At 61.5% G+C, this 17636-nt stretch carries 18 protein-coding genes; 16 read left to right on the top strand and 2 right to left on the bottom strand.

Features of this window, described 5'->3' with window-relative positions:
- Nucleotides 1–147 precede the first annotated feature (147 nt).
- The 8 genes from Q0X85_RS04910 to Q0X85_RS04875 all read left to right on the top strand — a co-directional run bounded on the left by Q0X85_RS04910 (nt 148) and on the right by Q0X85_RS04875 (nt 8817).
- On the top strand, nt 148–1458 hold the full coding sequence (locus tag Q0X85_RS04910; RefSeq protein WP_297769775.1) for a helix-turn-helix domain-containing protein: 1311 nt from the start codon (nt 148–150) through the stop codon (nt 1456–1458).
- A gap of 72 nt (nt 1459–1530) precedes the next feature.
- The gene (locus Q0X85_RS04905) at nt 1531–1899 is read left to right on the top strand and encodes a response regulator (RefSeq protein WP_297769772.1); all 369 of its coding nucleotides are present in this window, start codon (nt 1531–1533) and stop codon (nt 1897–1899) included.
- Nucleotides 1896–2168, top strand: coding sequence for a hypothetical protein (locus Q0X85_RS04900; RefSeq protein WP_297769770.1), 273 nt, complete (start codon nt 1896–1898; stop codon nt 2166–2168). Before Q0X85_RS04905 ends, Q0X85_RS04900 begins: the two co-directional genes overlap by 4 nt.
- Entirely contained in the window at nt 2168–4852 is a 2685-nt protein-coding gene (locus tag Q0X85_RS04895; protein ID WP_297769769.1) for a sensor histidine kinase, read from the top strand. The genes Q0X85_RS04900 and Q0X85_RS04895 overlap by 1 nt, the downstream gene beginning before the upstream one ends.
- A gap of 82 nt (nt 4853–4934) precedes the next feature.
- On the top strand, nt 4935–6008 hold the full coding sequence (locus Q0X85_RS04890; RefSeq protein WP_297769768.1) for a FliM/FliN family flagellar motor C-terminal domain-containing protein: 1074 nt from the start codon (nt 4935–4937) through the stop codon (nt 6006–6008).
- Nucleotides 6009–6116: 108 nt separating this feature from the next.
- Entirely contained in the window at nt 6117–6443 is a 327-nt protein-coding gene (locus tag Q0X85_RS04885) for a TraR/DksA C4-type zinc finger protein (protein ID WP_297769767.1), read from the top strand.
- 92 nt (nt 6444–6535) lie between these two features.
- Nucleotides 6536–6745 (top strand): hypothetical protein, encoded by a 210-nt coding sequence (locus tag Q0X85_RS04880; RefSeq protein ID WP_297769765.1) that lies wholly within the window; start codon nt 6536–6538, stop codon nt 6743–6745.
- A gap of 101 nt (nt 6746–6846) precedes the next feature.
- Complete coding sequence (locus tag Q0X85_RS04875; RefSeq protein WP_297769763.1) at nt 6847–8817, top strand: enoyl-CoA hydratase-related protein; 1971 nt, start codon at nt 6847–6849, stop codon at nt 8815–8817.
- Nucleotides 8818–8829: 12 nt separating this feature from the next.
- On the opposite strand, the gene Q0X85_RS04870 is transcribed toward Q0X85_RS04875, so the two are convergent.
- On the bottom strand, nt 8830–9045 hold the full coding sequence (locus tag Q0X85_RS04870) for a hypothetical protein (RefSeq protein ID WP_297769760.1): 216 nt from the start codon (nt 9043–9045) through the stop codon (nt 8830–8832).
- Nucleotides 9046–9443: 398 nt separating this feature from the next.
- Between Q0X85_RS04870 and Q0X85_RS04865 the strand changes: the two genes are divergently transcribed.
- The 8 genes from Q0X85_RS04865 to Q0X85_RS04830 all read left to right on the top strand — a co-directional run bounded on the left by Q0X85_RS04865 (nt 9444) and on the right by Q0X85_RS04830 (nt 15912).
- The gene (locus Q0X85_RS04865) at nt 9444–9704 is read left to right on the top strand and encodes a DUF2312 domain-containing protein (RefSeq protein ID WP_297769757.1); all 261 of its coding nucleotides are present in this window, start codon (nt 9444–9446) and stop codon (nt 9702–9704) included.
- Nucleotides 9705–10242: 538 nt separating this feature from the next.
- On the top strand, nt 10243–11217 hold the full coding sequence (locus tag Q0X85_RS04860; RefSeq protein ID WP_297769754.1) for a quinone oxidoreductase: 975 nt from the start codon (nt 10243–10245) through the stop codon (nt 11215–11217).
- 59 nt (nt 11218–11276) lie between these two features.
- Nucleotides 11277–12674 carry a UDP-N-acetylmuramoyl-L-alanine--D-glutamate ligase gene (gene murD / locus Q0X85_RS04855; RefSeq protein WP_297769751.1) on the top strand — a complete coding sequence of 466 codons (1398 nt, stop codon included), beginning with the start codon at nt 11277–11279 and terminating at the stop codon, nt 12672–12674.
- Between the two features lie 18 nt (nt 12675–12692).
- Nucleotides 12693–13298, top strand: coding sequence for a VOC family protein (locus Q0X85_RS04850; protein WP_297769748.1), 606 nt, complete (start codon nt 12693–12695; stop codon nt 13296–13298).
- Entirely contained in the window at nt 13295–13777 is a 483-nt protein-coding gene (locus Q0X85_RS04845) for a GNAT family N-acetyltransferase (RefSeq protein WP_297769745.1), read from the top strand. The genes Q0X85_RS04850 and Q0X85_RS04845 overlap by 4 nt, the downstream gene beginning before the upstream one ends.
- Before the next feature lie 45 nt (nt 13778–13822).
- Nucleotides 13823–14521 carry a molecular chaperone DjiA gene (locus Q0X85_RS04840; RefSeq protein WP_297769743.1) on the top strand — a complete coding sequence of 233 codons (699 nt, stop codon included), beginning with the start codon at nt 13823–13825 and terminating at the stop codon, nt 14519–14521.
- The gene (locus tag Q0X85_RS04835; protein WP_297769740.1) at nt 14502–15509 is read left to right on the top strand and encodes an endonuclease/exonuclease/phosphatase family protein; all 1008 of its coding nucleotides are present in this window, start codon (nt 14502–14504) and stop codon (nt 15507–15509) included. Before Q0X85_RS04840 ends, Q0X85_RS04835 begins: the two co-directional genes overlap by 20 nt.
- 37 nt (nt 15510–15546) lie before the next feature.
- Nucleotides 15547–15912, top strand: a complete 366-nt coding sequence (locus Q0X85_RS04830) for a hypothetical protein (RefSeq protein WP_297769875.1) — start codon at nt 15547–15549, stop codon at nt 15910–15912.
- 172 nt (nt 15913–16084) lie between these two features.
- On the opposite strand, the gene Q0X85_RS04825 is transcribed toward Q0X85_RS04830, so the two are convergent.
- The gene (locus Q0X85_RS04825) at nt 16085–17620 is read right to left on the bottom strand and encodes a Ppx/GppA family phosphatase (RefSeq protein WP_297769738.1); all 1536 of its coding nucleotides are present in this window, start codon (nt 17618–17620) and stop codon (nt 16085–16087) included.
- Between the last annotated feature and the right edge of the window lie 16 nt (nt 17621–17636).

Below are 17636 nucleotides of genomic sequence, written 5' to 3'. Positions count from 1 at the left end.
AAGTATGAGGGAGGCCTAGAAAATTACGCAACAACTGCTTTTTCCAGAACAATTTTTTTGTAAACTTATAGACAGAATGGGCGCGTACGTTGTAAAAAAATTCTCGCGCAGGCGCAGCAAGATCAACGAGTGAAAGGGAAATTTCTAATGCCGAATCGGCTCATGATCGGTACCCGCATACGTGAACGTCGGGTGTTGAGCGGAATCAGGCAGTCCGATCTTGCGCGACAGGCCGGAATATCGCCCTCTTACCTGAATTTGATCGAACACAACCACCGTAGAATCGGTGGCAAGACCCTGTTGAAACTGGCTGAAGTGCTGGATGTAGAGCCGTCGCTTCTCTCTGACGGTGCGGAGGCCACCTTGCTTGCCGGGCTGCGCGAGGCGGCGGGCGAGCCTGACGGCGAAGGCCCGGAACTCAGCAGGATCGAGGAGTTTGCGGGGCGTTTTCCCGGCTGGGCGAGCCTTTTGAATGAGCTCTGTCGCCGCAACCAGGCCCTTGAGCGTACCATCGAGACCCTCACGGACCGGCTTGCGCATGATCCCTTTCTGGCCGATTCGCTTCACGAGGTGATTTCGTCCGTGACTGCGATTCGTTCCACATCGTCGATTCTTGTAGAAACCGAATCGCTGGAACCGGAATGGCAGGCGCGCTTTCACCGCAACATCAATGAAGACAGTGCCCGGTTGACTGAGGGCGCTCAGGCGCTTGTGCGTTATCTCGAAGCGGCGCCCAACAAAGAGGCCGAAGTGCAGTCGCCTCAGGATGAAATGCACGCCTATCTCGCGGCACGTGAGCATCATGTGGCAGAGCTGGAGCGCGATATGGCGGGGCCACGCGATGTAGCGCGGCTCGTGGAAGCGGCTGCCGCGCAGGGCATGTCCAGTCCGGCCCAGAGCCTTACCCGTGATGTTCTCTCGCGATATCTTGACGATGCCCGCGCGCTTCCTAAACGTGCATTCTTGTCACATATCGAGGCCATCGGGTTGAAGCCGGCAGAGTTGGCTGAGGCGACCGGGGCCGACATGGCGTGCGTTTTTCGGCGGCTCGCGACCTTGCCGGAGGCTGAGGTTGGACCAGTCGGTCTGGTGGTTTGCGACACCTCGGGCACATTCCTGTTGCGCAAGCCGTTAGACGGGTTCGCGATGCCGCGTATCGCGGGCGCCTGCGCGCTCTGGCCGCTTTTCCAGGTTCTTGGCCAGCCACAGCGCCCGACACGGCTACGTTTGCGCCAGGCTGGACGCGGCGGCGAGGTCGTGGAGGCGTTTGCCGTTGCCGTTCCCACAGGGCCCGTCAGCTTTGAGCATCCTCCGTTGACCTTGGCGCATATGTTGCTCTTACCCGATCCGGGAGAGACGGCTGGCAAGGTGCGAGAGTTGGGTGTGAGTTGCCGGATTTGCCCCATTAAGGACTGCGTGGCACGGCGTGAGCCGTCAATCATCGCAGAGGGCTTTTGACTTGGGCCGTGAGATTGGGAATAGTTGCGCGGGGCGTCTAGCGACGCACGCATCGGAGGGGAGGCCGGTTGCATGGGGAAAAAGGTTCTGCTGATCGAAGATGAGCCGAATATAATCGAGGCGGTGAGTTTTATCCTGTCGCGGGATGGCTGGGACGTGAAGACCCATTCCAACGGGCATGATGCGATGGAGGCGGTGCGTCTGCGCGAACCTGACCTTATCATTCTGGACGTCATGCTGCCGGGCAAGAGCGGTTTCGATATCCTCGCTGAAATCCGGGTGGATGCGGATTTCGCGGCGACACCCGTGCTGATGCTGACGGCTCGCGGCCAGACGAAGGATCGCGAGATGGCCGAACGCGCAGGCGCCAGCCAATACATGACCAAGCCGTTCTCCAATGCCGACGTTCTGGCGGCGGTGCGTGATCTGGTGGGGGCATGAACCCCGAGCGCGGCCCGGTCTTTCTGGCGCGGCGTACCTATCGGCGTCGCCGTCTCGCCGATGGTGCGCGGCTCTTGCCAGTGCTTGGGGGCGTTCTGTTTTGCGTTCCCCTTTTGTGGAAGGGCGGCGCTCGCGCTCTCGGCACGGCGGAAGCCATGTTCTATGTTTTTGGCCTTTGGGCCGTATTGGTGGCGATATCGGGCGTGATCTCGCGCCACCTGCGTGCCAGTGACATTGAAGAGGATCTTACGGACGGCGAGGAGGGCTAATGGCGATCCTCAACGTCCTCATTTTAGTCTGCGTGCTCTATGTGGTGCTGCTCTTCGTGGTGGCCTTTGGCGCGGATCGTGCGGCGGCGCAAGGACGGGGCAGCTGGCTGGCCTCGCCCCTTGTCTACACGCTGTCGCTGTCGATCTACTGCACCGCCTGGACGTTTTACGGCGCAGTCGGGTTTGCTGCGCGCTCGGGCCTGGAATTCGTGACGATCTACCTCGGCCCGACGCTGGTGATGATCGGCTGGTGGTGGACGCTGCGCCGCCTCGTGCGGGTCGGGCGCAGTCAGCGCATCACCTCGATCGCCGACCTGATTTCATCGCGCTATGGCAAGTCGAACCTGCTGGCGGTGCTGGTGACGGTGCTCGCCGTGATCGGCACCACGCCCTATATCGCGCTGCAACTGCAATCAGTGACACTGTCCTTTGCCGCCTTTGCCGAGACTGATCTCGCGGCCACCACCTTGCCCGACATGCAGTCGACCGCGCTCTGGGTAGCGATGGGGCTGGCGCTGTTCACTATCCTCTTCGGTACCCGCAACCTCGATGCCAACGAGCGTCATCACGGCGTGGTCATGGCCATCGCGATGGAGGCCGTCGTCAAGCTCTGTGCGCTGCTCGCTGTCGGGGTGTTCGTGGTCTGGGGGTTGGCGGATGGCATTGCGGGCACTCTCGACAGGATCGAGGCGTCGGAGATTGCGCGCTTTGAGGTGTCGAGCGCGCGCTGGGTCGGGTTGACAATGCTGTCGGGGGCGGCGTTTTTGTGTCTGCCGCGGATGTTTCAGGTCATGGTGGTCGAGAACGAGAACGAGGATCATTTGCGCACCGCCGTATGGGCCTTTCCCGCCTATCTCATGCTGATGAGCCTGTTTGTAATCCCGATTGCCGCCGTCGGGCTCGACATGATGCCCGAGGGGGCCAATCCTGACCTCTTCGTGCTGACACTACCGCTGATGGACGGGCGCGACGGGCTGGCGATCCTGTCCTTTCTGGGCGGGTTCTCGAGCGCCACCTCGATGGTGATCGTCGCGGCCATCGCGCTCTCGACCATGGTGTCGAACCATGTGGTCATGCCCATTTGGCTGCATTTCTCGGGCGGTGCGGCGATGGTCTCGGGCGATGTGCGCAACGTGGCGCTGCTGGCAAGGCGGCTGAGCATCGCGGGGGTGGTGTTCCTCGGGTATCTCTATTTCCGGCTGTCGGGCGGTGGCACGGCGCTGGCGGCGATCGGCCTCATCGCCTTTGTCGGGGTGGCGCAGTTTCTGCCGGCGCTGATGGGGGGGCTGTTCTGGCGCGGGGCCACCAAGACCGGTGCGCTTCTGGGGCTGAGCCTCGGGGCGGCGGTGTGGCTCTATTGCCTGTTCCTGCCCAGTTTCGGCCCTTCGCTGATCCTGCCGCAATCGGTCTTTGATCACGGGCTCTGGGGGCTGACATGGCTGCGCCCCTATGCGCTGTTCGGGGCCGAGGGGATGGATCCGGTCGTGCATGCGGTGATGTGGTCGATGTTGATCAATACCAGTGTCTTCGTGGCGGGCTCGCTGCTCAGCTTTCCACAACCGCTGGAGCGGTTGCAGGGCGCGCAATTCGTCAATGTGTTCGATCATTCCGGCACGCCCGGCGGCTGGACCGGGGGCATGGCGCAGAGCGAGGACCTGCTGATCATGTCGCAGCGCATAATGGGCGCGCGCGAGGCGCAGGCGCTCTTTGCCGCCGCCGCGCAGCGGCAAGGCGTGGCGGGCTATCTGCCCGAACCCAGCCCCGATTTCCTGCAAGAGCTGGAGCGTGTGCTCTCGGGGTCAGTGGGGGCGGCGACGGCGCATGCGATGATCAGCCAGATCGTCGGTGGCGCGGCGGTCTCGGTCGAGGATCTGATGGCGGTGGCCGACGAGACCGCGCAGATCATGGAATATTCAAGTCAATTGGAGGCCAAGAGCCAGGAATTGGCACGCACCGCGCGGCAATTGCGCGAAGCGAATGAGAAACTAACGCAGATATCCGTGCAAAAAGACGGCTTTCTGAGCCAGATCAGCCATGAGTTACGCACGCCGATGACGTCGATCCGCGCGTTTTCCGAGATCCTGCGCGATACTGGGGATCTGAGCGCGCAAGAGCAGAGCAAATACGCCTCGATCATCCACGACGAGGCCGTGCGCCTGACGCGGCTTCTCGATGATTTGCTTGATTTGAGCGTGCTGGAAAACGGTCAAGTTGTGCTGAACACGCAAACCGGACGTCTGGACGACCTTCTGGACCGGGCCGAGCGTGCGGCGGGCGTGCAGGGGGGCGCGCTCAGGGTTGTGCGCGACCGCCTTGCCGAAGATGTGGAACTGACCAGTGATCTCGACCGGCTGGCGCAGGTGTTCATCAACCTCATTGCCAATGCGCGCAAATATTGCGACGGGCAACCGCCCGTCCTGACGATTCGCCCCACGATCACTGATGGGCAACTGGTGCTTGATTTTTCCGATAACGGCTCAGGCATCCCGGCCAAGCAGCAGGCCGTGATTTTCGAGAAATTCTCGCGCATCGGCGAGACCAAAGCTGGTGGTGCGGGGCTGGGCCTTGCCATCTGCCGCGAGATCATGGCCCGGCTCGGTGGTTCGGTCAGTTATCTGCCCGGTCAGAAAGGCGCGGCGTTTCGTGTGAGCCTGCCTCTGGAGATGCGGCTGGCGGCACAGTAAGCCGTCCAGCTCTAAAGGAAATCGTAACCAAACGCCCGCTACTCTCCCTCAGAGAGCTTCAGAAAGGGGCAAAGGCGGGCGCATGGGGTCGCAGGATCACAGTTCGATCATTCAGCGCAAGGCAAAGGCGGCGCGCGACGGCTTTGAGTCGCGTGAGATGACGCCAGCCAAGGCACTGCGCCTGTCTCTGGCGCGTGAGGCCGATGCGCTCTTTGATTTGGCGATGACCGTTGTGACGATCGAGCAGACCCGCGTTGGCTTGGCGGATATCAGTGGCGCGTTGAGCGAGCAGGGCTTGCTTGTCTTGCTGGATGGCGCGGGCGCTGCTCGAGGGGCTCTCTGTCTCGACACTCAGTTTCTGGCGGCGCTGATCGAGGTTCAGACAACCGGCGCTGTACATCCCGGCGTGGCCCGTCCGCGCGTGCCCACGCGCACGGACGCGGCGATGGTCGCGCCTCTGATAGATGCGGTCCTTGCCGGAGTTGACGCGCAGATGCGTGATGCGGTTGCCGGGTATCGGCCCCGTGGTTTCAGCTTTGGTGATATGGTCGAGGATACGCGAGCGCTCGCCTTGCTTCTACTGGCCCCAGAATTCGACGTTCTGCGGCTCAATGTCGATCTTGGACCGGGGATCAAGACTGGACGCCTAGATGTGTTACTGCCGGTGGATATCTCGCCTCGCATACCGACAGATGACGCAACCGTGGCGGGTGATGGACCGGTCGGGTTGGGCAACGTTGTGATCAATGCGCCATTGGTTCTCGACGCGGCGATGGCGCGTCTTCGTATTCCCCTGCGGGATGTATGGGCCTTCAAGATCGGTGATCTGGTGCCGGTTCCGCGCGAGGCGATTGGCGAGACTGAACTTTTGGGGCCCAAGGGGCACTTGGTGGCCACGGCGCGACTCGGTCAGATGAATGGATGGCGGGCCCTGCGTTTGATCGCGGGCGGGGCCGGACCTTTGCCTGATGGCGCGCGCGCCGATACGCGAGGCGCAGATGGTCCCGTGCCTTCGCCGTCGACAGTCTCTCCTGTGTCGCCGCTGGATGCCCCGATTGACCCGCCCTCGCCGGACGTGACCAACAGCCATGCCTCGCCGTCTCGCGCCGAGATCACAACCTACAGCGCGCCGCCCGATATGCGGGAACCGGTCTGATTCGGGGCTGTATGGGGTAGGGGGTCCATGGCGATGGGCCGCTATTGACCTGCATCAAGGCATCTGGACACCGTTACTGCTACCTTGGGTCCAAAATGGAGGATCGACATGCTGGAAGAGCGGAATTATCGCGCCGTCCTCATGAGGCGGCTGGGAGAGTTGGACAAGCGGCTGCATGCCATTGAGGATGAGCTGGACGCGCCCAAATCCAAGGACTGGGACGAGGCCGCCATCGAGGGTGAAGGTGATGAGGTCCTGGAACTTCTCGGGCAGCACGGACAAGAGGAGGTTGCGCGCATTCGCGCTGCGCTGGAGCGTATTCGTCAGGGCAGCTTCGGTCTTTGCAGCGTCTGCGGCGAGCAGATTTCTGCCGACCGCCTCGACATTCTGCCGGAAACTCCGGTTTGCCGGTCCTGTGCCGCGCGGATGTCATGACGTGCGTCATTTGAACATCACGATTTGAAGTTACGGTATGGTCGACAGGTGGCTGACACGTTATGGTTGTAGTGTCGTCAGGGAGAGGGATCATGAGACCAATAAAAGCAGAGTTGGACCGGCTGCACGATCAGATCGGGCAAACCCACGTCGAAACGCGCTATCACTTCGAGCCTGAGCTGCGCCAATTGATCGAGCTTATGCGCGCTGAAGGTGTGGCCGTGCCCGACAAGACCAAGCGCCTGCACGAGACATTGCTTTGTGAGGCGATTGAAGCGCAGTTCGACAACATGCCCGTGTGAAACCTGCAGCCTTTACCGCCAAAAGCTTGCGCATGCAGATTTTCTTCGTAGTAATTGTGGCGTAACGGTATTTGGCGTGGTGGGGCGTTTTGACGGCACAAGTGACTCAGGACATTGTGGACGGGGTCGCGGTCCTCCGATTGGATCGCCCCGTTGCAAACGCGCTCGCCCCTGATTTGCGACGGGATCTGCTGGCGGCGTTGGATGCCGTTGCTGAGGATGCCGATGTCCGCGCGGTCGTGTTGGCAGGGGCCGGGGCCGGATTCTCGTCCGGTGTGGATCTGACCGAATATGAGGAAGCCCTTGCCCCCCCATGGATCGGTGCGCTTTGCCTTAGAATAGAAAATTTTCCAAAACCGGTGGTTGCTGCCTTGCATGGTGCGACTTTTGGCGCCGGTTTTGCCTTGGCACTGGCGGCGCATGCGCGCGTCGCGCGGTCGGACGCTCGACTCGCCCTGCCAGAGATCAGTCTCGGAATGATGCCGGGTGGAGGCGTGACACAGCGCGTGCCGCGTCTTGTCGGAGCTCAGGTCGCGCTGGAATTGATGCTGAGCGGGCAGACTGTCACGGCGTCCGATGGGCGTTTGCGCAGGCTCTTTGCCCAGGTGACAGCGCAGGATCCGATCGCGGCGGCGATAAAACTGGCGACCGGTCTGGCGGTACAAGGTGAGTGGCCGTGCAGCTGTGATACCGAGCGCGGTCTGTCGGATCCGATGGGCTATCAGCGTGCTATCGCTGCGGTAGCAGAGCACCTCAAGGGGTCGGGTGGGGCTGCTGGCGATATCCTGCGCGCAGTCGAAGCGGCGCAGCTTTTGCCATTTGCGCAGGGGCTTGAATTTGAAGAAACGCTTTTTGAGGATCGCTTGCGTAGCCCCGACGCGCGGGCGCAGCGCCATGTCTACGCCGCCGAACGCCGCGCCGGCGGCATGCCGGAGCTGCGGAATGGTCAGGCGCGCGCTTTGCGCAAGGTCCTGCTGCGGGGCGAAGGGCTTGGCGATGTCGCGCTGGCGCTGATCGAGGCGGGGCGTGATGTGCAATCGGATGCCCCGGATGTCCCCGCAGCGGCGCGGTCCGCGCTTGAAGGCATGGTCAAGCAGGGCCGTATTGACGAGGCGACATGCGCCGCGCGTTTGGGCTGCCTCAAAGAGGCCGGGGGCGAGGCCACCGCCGATCTGGAACTGAATGCGCGAGGCGCAGCTGACACGGCGACGGGATTCGTCGTGCCGCTCGATTCCGGCGGCGGCCTTGCCGGAGCGAGACTCGGGTTGCGGTTCTATCGCCCGGCTCACCGGTTGCGACTGACCGAGATCGCAGTGTCTGGCGACGCAGACCAAGGACGTGTCGCGAGCCTCGCGCGGTTTTGCGCGGATCTGCGCTGCATGCCGGTGCGCGCGGCGCAGCCTGCGTCGGGCCCGGGGCTGGGGCACGTTATGATGGGTGCGCTGTGCCTCGCCGCGCTGGAAATGGTGCGTGGAGGCATGACGCCTCTCAGGGTCGATCAGGCGGCGCTGCGTCTTGGGCTGCGGGCCGGGCCGTTTCTGATGATGGATCAGGAGGGGCTGCCATCTGTCGCAGAGCGGCTTCGCATCGTGTCTGACTGGCTCGGTTGTCGGCAACCCGGCCCCGATGATCCGCTTTCAGAGCGGCTGGCAAAGGGGGCGAAAGGGCGTGCGGTCGGACGCGGGTTTTACGATCATCCGTCCGATGGGCCCCGTCCGCCAAAAGGGATGGCCGGACCCGGACGAGATCCATCTGACATTCTGGGTAAAGTGCCGCCGCGCCATGCGCTGCACGCCGCGCTCGTTGGTACGGCTTTAAGGCTGTTGGAGCGCGGTGCGGTCCAGCGTGCTTCGGATATCGACGTTATCATGGTGCGCGGGTACGGGTATGAACGCGCGCATGGTGGTCCGCTTTTCGCGGCGGATCAGCGTGGTCTTCTGGCGCTTCTCAATGACATGAAGGCACTTGCCCCACTCGGATTGCCAATCTGGACACCGCCCGAGAGACTTGTGGACATGGTCAAGAACGGTGACGGGTTCTTTGGGCGGGCTGCTGCTATCGCCGCGACCTGAGTGACGTTCCGCCTAGCCGAGCAAAATTCCCACAACCACCATCATCAAGCCGAATACCGATAGCAACAGTGCTCCGGTGTTCAGGGGGACGACCTTTTGTATGGCCGCACGCAGCGCCTCGTCAGATTGCGCGGTCTTACGCGCTTTCCAGACGGTAACGATGCACCATGCAAGCGCAACGAGCCCGGCGAGAGAGAGGGCGGCCCCGAACCAGATCAGAATATCCATCGCTTGCTCCCACAGCGTCACGGTGGTGGCGCTAGAGTAAATTGCACCGCAATGCAAGCTGCCGCGACAGAACACGCTTGCACCACCCCTGACACAGCGGTAGGCAGAAGCCCCCAACCGCCCGGAGAGCAGGCCATGAATGAGGTGAATTCCGTTAGCAGTGATCGCGGTACTGCGGCCTCACTTCGCCAGGTCATCGCGAGGTTCGGGCGTCTTGACGTCGAATAGAAGAGCCCTGCCGAACAACAAGAATAGGTCACTCACAGGCAAAGCTGCGGAACTACACTTATCTTCAGTCAAGTGTATCGCACGCGAAAGACGAACGCTTTGTTTGGAAGACATATGCTTTGAAAACGTAGTCTCGGCGCCGACAAATTGAGATCAAACCGGAGTTCCGAATGGACCAACAAAACGAGATGTCGTCCTACAAAGTGACCGCAGACGAGCTACGCCAATTCGTAGAACGCATAGAGCGTCTCGAGATGGAAAAGAAGGATATCGCAGATCAGATCAAAGAGGTCTTTGCGGAAAGCAAGGCGCGCGGATACGATCAAAAAGCGCTTCGCACCCTGATTAGTCTGAGAAAGAAAGACAGCGATGAAGTTGCCGAACAAGAGGCGGTATTGCAGCTCTACAAAGAAGCCTTGGGAATGAGCTGATAGCCGCATACGGAATTCGTGCTGCAAGCGAGTATTCCACAACGAAAGCAGGCTTGCCGCCATCTTTCCGAGATCGACATATGTCGCCAATCCCGACTAGAGCCTTCTTGACTTAGGGCGTCCCGCGACCAAACCGGCCTCGGACGTCCTGATCTTTGCGGGCTTTGTGATCGAAGTATTGGATTTCAAATGCGACTTGCGGCTGGACACGAGCCGTTCCGCCCATCTGCTTGCCGCATCGCCCAAATCAAAAAACAACGCCACTGCGTTCCGCTCTGTTTGGGTGCGTGCCAATTTTGCGATACCATTCGCGGTTTCTCCGTCTCCTGTTGTACCGGACAACGGCTGTGTGTTTGAGAGGGCTCCGGAATGCCCGTTTTGTCGCCGCACAGGGGACTGGCCAAGGATACTGTGCTGCGCGGCGTCTGGGGCGCGTGTGACAGGCAAGGCATTGCTTTCCAGCTGGAAGTGCACTTAATTCGCCGCAACGGACATGCGCCAAATACCGCATCGTCACAAAAAGGGAGCACGGAAGCAAATGGCACGCACGGTTATAATCGAACAGGCAGGCGGTCCCGAGGCATTGCAACTCGTTGATAGGGACGTGGGCGAGCCGGGGCCGGGCGAAATCCGAATCCGGCACAAGGCCTGTGGTCTCAATTTCATTGATGTCTATCAGCGCACCGGTCTCTATCCGCTCACCCTGCCACATGCGCTGGGCATGGAGGCGGCGGGCATCGTCGAGGCGGTGGGCGAGGGCGTTACGCATCTCAAGGAAGGCGATCGCGCTGCCTATGCCGCCACTCCGCCGGGCGCCTATTCCGAGGCGCGCGTCATGCCCGCCGCGCAGGTCTGCCCGCTGCCGGACGGGATTTCTTTTGAGGATGCGGCCTCGATCATGTTGCAGGGCATGACGGTTGAATATCTCTTTCATCGGGTATGGCCGCTCGAGCAAGGTCAGACCGTGCTCTTTCACGCGGCTGCCGGAGGCGTGGGGCTTCTTGCGTGTCAATGGGCGCGATCCGAGGGGATCAACCTGATCGGCACCGCAGGAACGAACGACAAGTGTCAGCTTGCGCGCGAAAATGGGGCAACGGCCTGCATCAACTATCGTGACAAGGATTTCGTCGCTGAGGTCGAGGCTCTGACGGACGGCGCAGGGGTTGATGTGGTGATGGACGGGGTCGGAAAGGACACGTTTGACCGCTCGCTCGATTGCCTCAAGCCATTGGGCATGATGATGTCCTTCGGCAATGCCTCGGGTCCGGTCGAGCCGGTGAGCCTTTTGACGCTGGCAGGAAAGGGCTCGTTGAAGCTGACGCGCACGACGCTCTTTACCTTTCTGGCGGATCACGCCCGCTGTCAGGCCATGGCACGCCATCTCTTTGAAAAGATCGAGAGTGGAGCGGTCAAGGTCAACATTGGACAGACATTTCCGCTCGACAACATAGCCGACGCGCATCGTGCACTGGAAGGTCGGCAGACAACAGGATCGACCATTCTCACTCTATGAGCTGAATGCGTGCCGTGCTTGGGGCGCCAAGAGCTGGAAACGGTCCAAAAGGGGGCGGAATGATACCAGTCAGGGGATATTCCGGGGCAAAGGTCGCAGTCCTCGGGTTGGGCCGTTCCGGCCTTTCGGCGGCACGCGCCCTGCGCGCAGGCGGGGCCGACGTGCTGGCGTGGGATGATATCGAAACGGCGCGCGATGCAGCGCAGTCAGAGGGCTTTGCCATTGTCGATCTGACACGAGCAGATGCGTTTCACGGCGTTGCCACGCTTGTCGTCAGCCCCGGTATCCCGCACCTCTACCCCTCTCCCAATCGGGTCGTTTCTGCTGCGCTGAATGCCTGTGTGCCGGTGGACAACGACATCGGCCTTTTTTTCCGGTCACTGGCGACCGATGATTGGAACAGTTTCGATGTGACACCCAAGGTGATCGCGGTAACGGGCAGCAATGGCAAATCCACCACATCGGCGCTGATTAACCATGTTCTGCAAGAGGCCGGACGCGGCGCGCAGCTGGCCGGTAATATCGGGCGCGGGGTGCTCGATATAGACCCGCCGGGGGATGGCGGTGTTATCGTCCTTGAACTCAGCAGCTATCAGACAGAGCTTGCACGGGCTTTGACGCCTGATGTCGCGGTGTTCACCAATCTTTCGCCAGATCATCTGGACCGGCACGCGGGTCTCGGTGGCTATTTCGCAGCCAAGCGCCGGCTCTTTGCCGAAGGCGGGCCGGATCGTGCGGTGATTGGCGTCGACGAGGCCGAGGGATCGTATCTCGCCGGGCAGATGGCCGAGGGGCCGGGCGACGATCGGGTGATCCGAGTGTCGGTTGCACGCAAGCTCTCCGGTCCGGGTTGGACCGTCTCCGCGCGCAAGGGGTTCTTGTCCGAATATCGTCGGGGCAAGCAGGTGGGCTCCATAGACCTGCGCCCCATTATCGGACTGCCGGGCACGCATAACCACCAAAATGCCTGTGCCGCGTATGCCGCTTGCCGGACCTTGGGCTTTGCGCCGCGAGTGATCGAGTCCGGGTTTCATAGCTATCCGGGCTTGCCCCATCGCAGTCAGCGGTTCGCTGAAAAAGCCGGCGTGGCGTTTGTCAATGACAGCAAGGCAACGAATGTGGACAGCGCGCTCAAGGCGCTTCTCGCCTTTGATAATGTCCGCTGGATCTGCGGTGGTCTGCAAAAAGAGGGCGGGCTCGACGCTCTCGCACCCGGTCTTTCGCATGTGCGCAAGGCCTATGTGATCGGCCGAGAGGCCGCAGCGTTTGCCATGGGGATCGCAAAGGTCGAAACAGAGGTTTGCACCACCATGGCCGAGGCCGTGGCGCAGGCGATGAAAGAGGCTGAGCCGGGCGACGTTGTCCTTCTGGCCCCGGCGGCGGCAAGTTTCGATCAGTATGACAATTTTGAGCAGCGTGGTGAGGATTTCATGGGGCAGGTGCGCGCGCGTCTCTGACACGAGAGAGGAAGGGTTATGCAGCTTGATCATCTGGCGGTTGCGGCGGAGACCTTGGAGGCCGGGCGCGCTTTGGTTGAGGACCGGTTAGGCCTGCCATTGCAGGCTGGCGGACAGCATGCACATTACGGTACCCATAATCTGCTTATGGGCCTGGCCGAGGGGCTCTATCTGGAGGTAATCGCAGTTGATCCCGTGGCGCCTGCACCGGACTATCCGCGCTGGTTCGATCTTGACCGGTTCAGTGGCGCGCCACGCCTTTCAAACTGGATCTGCGCCGTGGATGATCTGGAGGCGGCGATTGCGCGCCATCCACAGGGCGGTGCTCCGGTCGATCTGGCGCGTGGTGATCTGCGATGGCGGATGGCGGTGCCCGGAAACGGTGCTCTGCCCCGTGACAACTGCTTCCCTGCGCTGATCGAGTGGCAGGCGGGCGGACACCCGTCGGCGCGGCTGGCACCATCGGGCGCACGGCTGGAGCGGCTGATCGTGGCGCATCCCGAGGCGGGTGCGTTGCGCTCGGACCTTGGCGATCTGACCGATCCGCGCGTGGTATTCGAGGCGGGCGCGCCGGGGCTGCGCGCCGAGATCGCCACGCCGCACGGGATGAGGGTGCTCGAATGATCCTGCGCCGGGCGGAGTCGGGTGATATTCCCGCGATACTTGGCATATGGAACCCGCTTATTCGCAATACGTCCGTGACCTTCACCACGGTTGAAAAGACGGCCCAAGGGCTCGCCGATGATATCGCGGCGCGAGGCGGTGCCTTTCTGGTGGCCGAGGCCGATGATGGCGTGGTCCTCGGCTTTGCGACCTACGGCGCGTTTCGGGCCGGTCCGGGCTATGCCCATACCGCTGAGCATAGTGTGATCCTGTCGCAGCAGGCACGCGGTCAGGGCGTCGGACGTGCACTGATGACGCAGCTGGAACAACAGGCGCGCACCGATAAGATACATGTTCTGATCGCCGGGGTGAGCAGTGAGAACGCGGGGGCCATTGCCTTCCACCGCGCCATCGGCTTCGACGAGGGGCCGCGCCTGCCAGAGGTTGGGTGCAAGTTCGGGCGCTGGATGGATTTGATCCTTTTGCACAAGCGGTTGTAACGGTTTGCGCTGACACCGTCCGCGATTGAGGGTAGGATTTTGTCCATGTCGATCTGGACACGCATATCCGAGGCATTGCAGGCACTGGCCAAGGGCGAGAGCCTCGCGACCGTGTTCGACCGCCTGCGCAGCCCGCCAGAGCGCAGCGTGGCCTTTACCATTGCCGTGATCGCGCTGTCTGCCAAGATGGCCAAGGCTGACGGGTTGGTGACACGTGACGAGGTGACGGCCTTTCGCGAGGTGTTCCAGATCGCGCAAGAGGAAGAAGACAACGCCGCGCGCGTGTTCAACCTCGCGCGCCAGGATGTGGCGGGGTATGAGGACTATGCACGCCGTATCGCGCGAATGTTTGACGAGGCGCCCGATACGCTCAGCGATCTGCTGGAGGGGCTGTTTCACATCGCTCTTGCGGACGGTGTATATCACCCCAAGGAAGATGCCTTTCTGGCGAGGGTGGCGAATATCTTTGGTCTGGATGACGTGCAGTTTCGCCGCCTGCGAGCGCGCTTCGTAGAGGGCGAGCGGCCCGACCCCTGGTCTGTTCTGGGGGTGACGGCGGATATGCCGCTCGCCGAGATCCGCAAGGTCTGGCGTCAAATGGTTCGTGATTGCCACCCTGACCGGATGCACGCGCGGGGCGTACCCAAGGAGGCGGTGAAGCTGGCCGAGAAGCGGTTGGTGGACATCAATCGCGCCTGGGAGGAAATCAGCGAGGCCCGCGGCAATGCGGATCGCAAGCTATAACGTCGAATGGTTCAACGCTCTTTTCGATGACGCCGGTCATCTGCTGGACGATGGAGAATGGTCAGCCCGCTATGACGTCACACGCGGCGCACAACTGGCCGCGCTTGGCATCGTCTTCACGGCGATGGATGCGGACGCGATCATGGTTATCGAGGCGCCCGACAGCAACAATCGCCGCGACAGCGCGACAGCGCTGGAGAACTTTGCTGCATTCTTCGGCCTCAGGACGCGTCGGACGCTGATTGGCTTTGCCAATGACACGCAGCAGGAGATCGCGTTTATGTACGATCCTGACATCCTGAGCGCCACGCATGATCCGAAGGCAGGCGAGGTGCCGAGGTTTGATGGCCATCTAAGGATCGACCTTGATATTGACGACCGCGCCGACAAGGTGAGGTTTTCGAAACCGCCCCTTGAAGTGGCAGTGCAAACGCGGTCTGGCAGGGCTTTCCGGATTATCGGTACACACCTTAAGTCCAAGGCCCCGCACGGTGCGAGCAATCGCGATGCGGCGATGCGCATCGGTATCGCAAACCGGCGCAAGCAGTTGGCGCAGGCGGTCTGGCTCCGGCAAAGGGTAGAAACCCATCTGGCGGCTGGCGAGCCACTGATGGTGATGGGGGACCTCAATGATGGCCCCGGTCTCGACGAATACGAGCACCTGTTCGGCCGGTCGTCGGTCGAGATCATCATTGGGGACGGCGCAGAGACCGCGCTGCGGCTCTATGATCCGCACGCGCGCGCGGCCCTGACGCAGAGGATCGGGGCAGGGCAGAGCACCGCACGCTTCTACCTGCGCGATCAGAAACGCTATATGCAGGCGCTTCTCGATTATATCCTCATTTCGCCCGACCTGATGGCGCGGCGGCCGGTCTGGCGCATCTGGCATCCCTTTGACGATCCCGCCTGCTGGGGTAATCCAGAGTTGCGCGATGCGCTGCTGACAGCGTCAGATCACTTTCCGTTGACGCTGGAGATCGAGCTATGATCTTAAAATCTCAAAGAGGGAGGTTTATATGAGACCGATGAAACGAAGCTGCCTGATCTTGGCCCTGTCTTTTGCCCTTGCACTGCCTGCCTTTGGCCAAGAGGCGGAAGAGGAAGGGCGTTCGCTTATGGAGGAGGGCGCGCGCCTCTTTTGGGAGGGCATTCGGCGCGAGATGGGACCGGCACTTGAGGATCTTCGGGGACGCGCCGAAGAAATGGAACCCGCGCTGCGTGAGTTCGTCGAGGAAATGGGGCCGGCACTGAACGAGCTGATGGAAAGTGTCGGGGATCTGAGTGCCTACCATGCGCCTGAAATGCTCCCCAATGGGGATATTATCATCCGCCGCAAGACGCCGCAGGAAATGCAAGATGATCCGGTACCGAAGGGCGAGATCGAGCTCTAGCAGGGCTTGAGCTCGGTTGGCATTTTCGACAGTTGAGGTGCAGTACCAATGCGCGGAATAAAGCTGCCCAAGGCACTGCCGCGCAGCGCCCGCCCGACGGTCGGGCACAGCGCGGCCTGTCTCTGGCTGCGTCAAAGGTCGCTCATCGCCAGACCAACCCAAGAGCGCGGCTTTAACGGACCACCGCCTTGGCCTCCAGGGCAGAGGCGAGTGCGTCAAAGCGTGCGCGCGCGACCTCGCCGAAGAGCGGAGCAGCCTCGTCAGACAGGCGCAGCTCGAGCACTCTTTTCTTGGGAAACCAACGCAACTCGCCAAGCCGCGCGTTTTTCTTGAGCCATAGCATAGCGGCAAATCGCATCGCCTTGCCCACAACCTCGGCCTCATGCCGGTCCTTGTCCGAGATCAGCTCTTCCAAATCCGAAAACCGGCTGTTCTCGCGTTTGTTGGAATAGCGGTGCAAAAGCGCAAGGCCGAGAAAAACACGCTCAGAATGCTTGAGACCGCCGAGATTGGCGCGAGTCGCGTTATCAAAGCAGACCTCAGCGCGGTAATCTGGGTGGGCACGCCAGCTTACATCGTGCAAGAGGCACGCGGCGCGAATGATGCGGCGGCGCTCAGGGCTTGCGGATTTGAAGATCGGCAAGAGAAAGTGGTAGATCACCTTGCCGAATCCCGGCAGCCGCGCGTCTTTGTGCTCGGCAAACCGGCAGGATTCGATGAGCGGATCACGATCACGCAAAAGCTGTGGCATCTGCTCGTAAAGCAGCCCCTCTCGAATGCCATAGCTCGACACGGCGATGTCGCGCGGCTTGAAAGTTCTGAGCACTTCGCGCAGAACCTCGGCCGCCTGCGGTACAAGACTGATCCGGCTCGATGAGACGCCGGATTGCGCGCGCAAGGTCTCGGCGTCGGTCTTTTCGATATGCTTGATCGTCGCGCGCAGGTCGACAGGGCGCATGCGGTATTCGTGCAAAACCTGAAGTGGATAGCCGCGCCGTGCCATGTCTATCTTGGCAATAGCCCGCCAGGACCCTCCCACCAGAAACAAACGGTTTTTCTGTTCGCCCAGTTCGTCGCGCATGGTTGAAAGCGTATTTCGTATGTGCGCCTTGCGGCCTTTCTTGCCACCCTTGATGCCCATCAACTTGAACGGACCGAGCGGCGAGGATATCCGCGCGCCGACCTTGCCGTCGTCGATCGCGGCCAATTCCATGGAAGAGCCGCCGATGTCGCACACCAACCCGTAAGAGCCGGGCCACCCCAGAAGCACGCCTTGAGCTGAGAGCCGCGCCTCTTCGCGCCCGTCAATGACCCAGAGCTTCAATCCGGTTTCGCGCTCGACCTCGGCGCAGAAGTCCGCACCGTCCTCCGCATCGCGCACCGCTGCTGTGGCGACTGTCACAAGTGGGCCGGTATCCATACCATTGCCAAGCATCTGAAACCGTCGCAGCGCCTCGATTGCGCGTTTGCGCCCTTGCGGGTTGAGGCGGCCTGTCTCTGACATGCCGGCACCCAGGGCGCACATGATTTTCTCGTTGTAGAAATAGGCAGGACTGCGGGCCGCGCCATCAAACACCACAAGGCGAACCGAGTTCGATCCGACATCGACTACGCCAACCCGGCTCAAGGCGCGGGCGGTTGGACTATCAAACAGCGGGCGCCCGAATGGGCCACCATCGGGTTCCGCAGGATCGCTTGTACCGTCCATGTTCGCCCCAGTCTCG

It is taken from the genome of uncultured Roseovarius sp., assembly GCF_947259555.1.
Lineage (GTDB): Bacteria > Pseudomonadota > Alphaproteobacteria > Rhodobacterales > Rhodobacteraceae > Roseovarius.
This window is presented reverse-complemented; position numbering and strand designations above follow the sequence as displayed.

Excerpts from the sequence above, each read along its gene's own strand:
- Q0X85_RS04830 (WP_297769875.1), top strand. The coding sequence starts at position 15,547 with ATGAAACGAAGCTGCCTGATCTTGGCCCTGTCTTTTGCCCTTGCACTG.
- Q0X85_RS04860 (WP_297769754.1), top strand. The coding sequence starts at position 10,243 with ATGGCACGCACGGTTATAATCGAACAGGCAGGCGGTCCCGAGGCATTG.
- Q0X85_RS04850 (WP_297769748.1), top strand. The coding sequence starts at position 12,693 with ATGCAGCTTGATCATCTGGCGGTTGCGGCGGAGACCTTGGAGGCCGGG.
- Q0X85_RS04865 (WP_297769757.1), top strand. The coding sequence starts at position 9,444 with ATGGACCAACAAAACGAGATGTCGTCCTACAAAGTGACCGCAGACGAG.
- Q0X85_RS04880 (WP_297769765.1), top strand. The coding sequence starts at position 6,536 with ATGAGACCAATAAAAGCAGAGTTGGACCGGCTGCACGATCAGATCGGG.
- Q0X85_RS04825 (WP_297769738.1), bottom strand. The coding sequence starts at position 17,620 with ATGGACGGTACAAGCGATCCTGCGGAACCCGATGGTGGCCCATTCGGG.
- Q0X85_RS04845 (WP_297769745.1), top strand. The coding sequence starts at position 13,295 with ATGATCCTGCGCCGGGCGGAGTCGGGTGATATTCCCGCGATACTTGGC.
- Q0X85_RS04895 (WP_297769769.1), top strand. The coding sequence starts at position 2,168 with ATGGCGATCCTCAACGTCCTCATTTTAGTCTGCGTGCTCTATGTGGTG.
- Q0X85_RS04890 (WP_297769768.1), top strand. The coding sequence starts at position 4,935 with ATGGGGTCGCAGGATCACAGTTCGATCATTCAGCGCAAGGCAAAGGCG.
- Q0X85_RS04900 (WP_297769770.1), top strand. The coding sequence starts at position 1,896 with ATGAACCCCGAGCGCGGCCCGGTCTTTCTGGCGCGGCGTACCTATCGG.
- murD (WP_297769751.1), top strand. The coding sequence starts at position 11,277 with ATGATACCAGTCAGGGGATATTCCGGGGCAAAGGTCGCAGTCCTCGGG.
- Q0X85_RS04835 (WP_297769740.1), top strand. The coding sequence starts at position 14,502 with ATGCGGATCGCAAGCTATAACGTCGAATGGTTCAACGCTCTTTTCGAT.
- Q0X85_RS04840 (WP_297769743.1), top strand. The coding sequence starts at position 13,823 with ATGTCGATCTGGACACGCATATCCGAGGCATTGCAGGCACTGGCCAAG.
- Q0X85_RS04910 (WP_297769775.1), top strand. The coding sequence starts at position 148 with ATGCCGAATCGGCTCATGATCGGTACCCGCATACGTGAACGTCGGGTG.
- Q0X85_RS04905 (WP_297769772.1), top strand. The coding sequence starts at position 1,531 with ATGGGGAAAAAGGTTCTGCTGATCGAAGATGAGCCGAATATAATCGAG.
- Q0X85_RS04885 (WP_297769767.1), top strand. The coding sequence starts at position 6,117 with ATGCTGGAAGAGCGGAATTATCGCGCCGTCCTCATGAGGCGGCTGGGA.
- Q0X85_RS04870 (WP_297769760.1), bottom strand. The coding sequence starts at position 9,045 with ATGGATATTCTGATCTGGTTCGGGGCCGCCCTCTCTCTCGCCGGGCTC.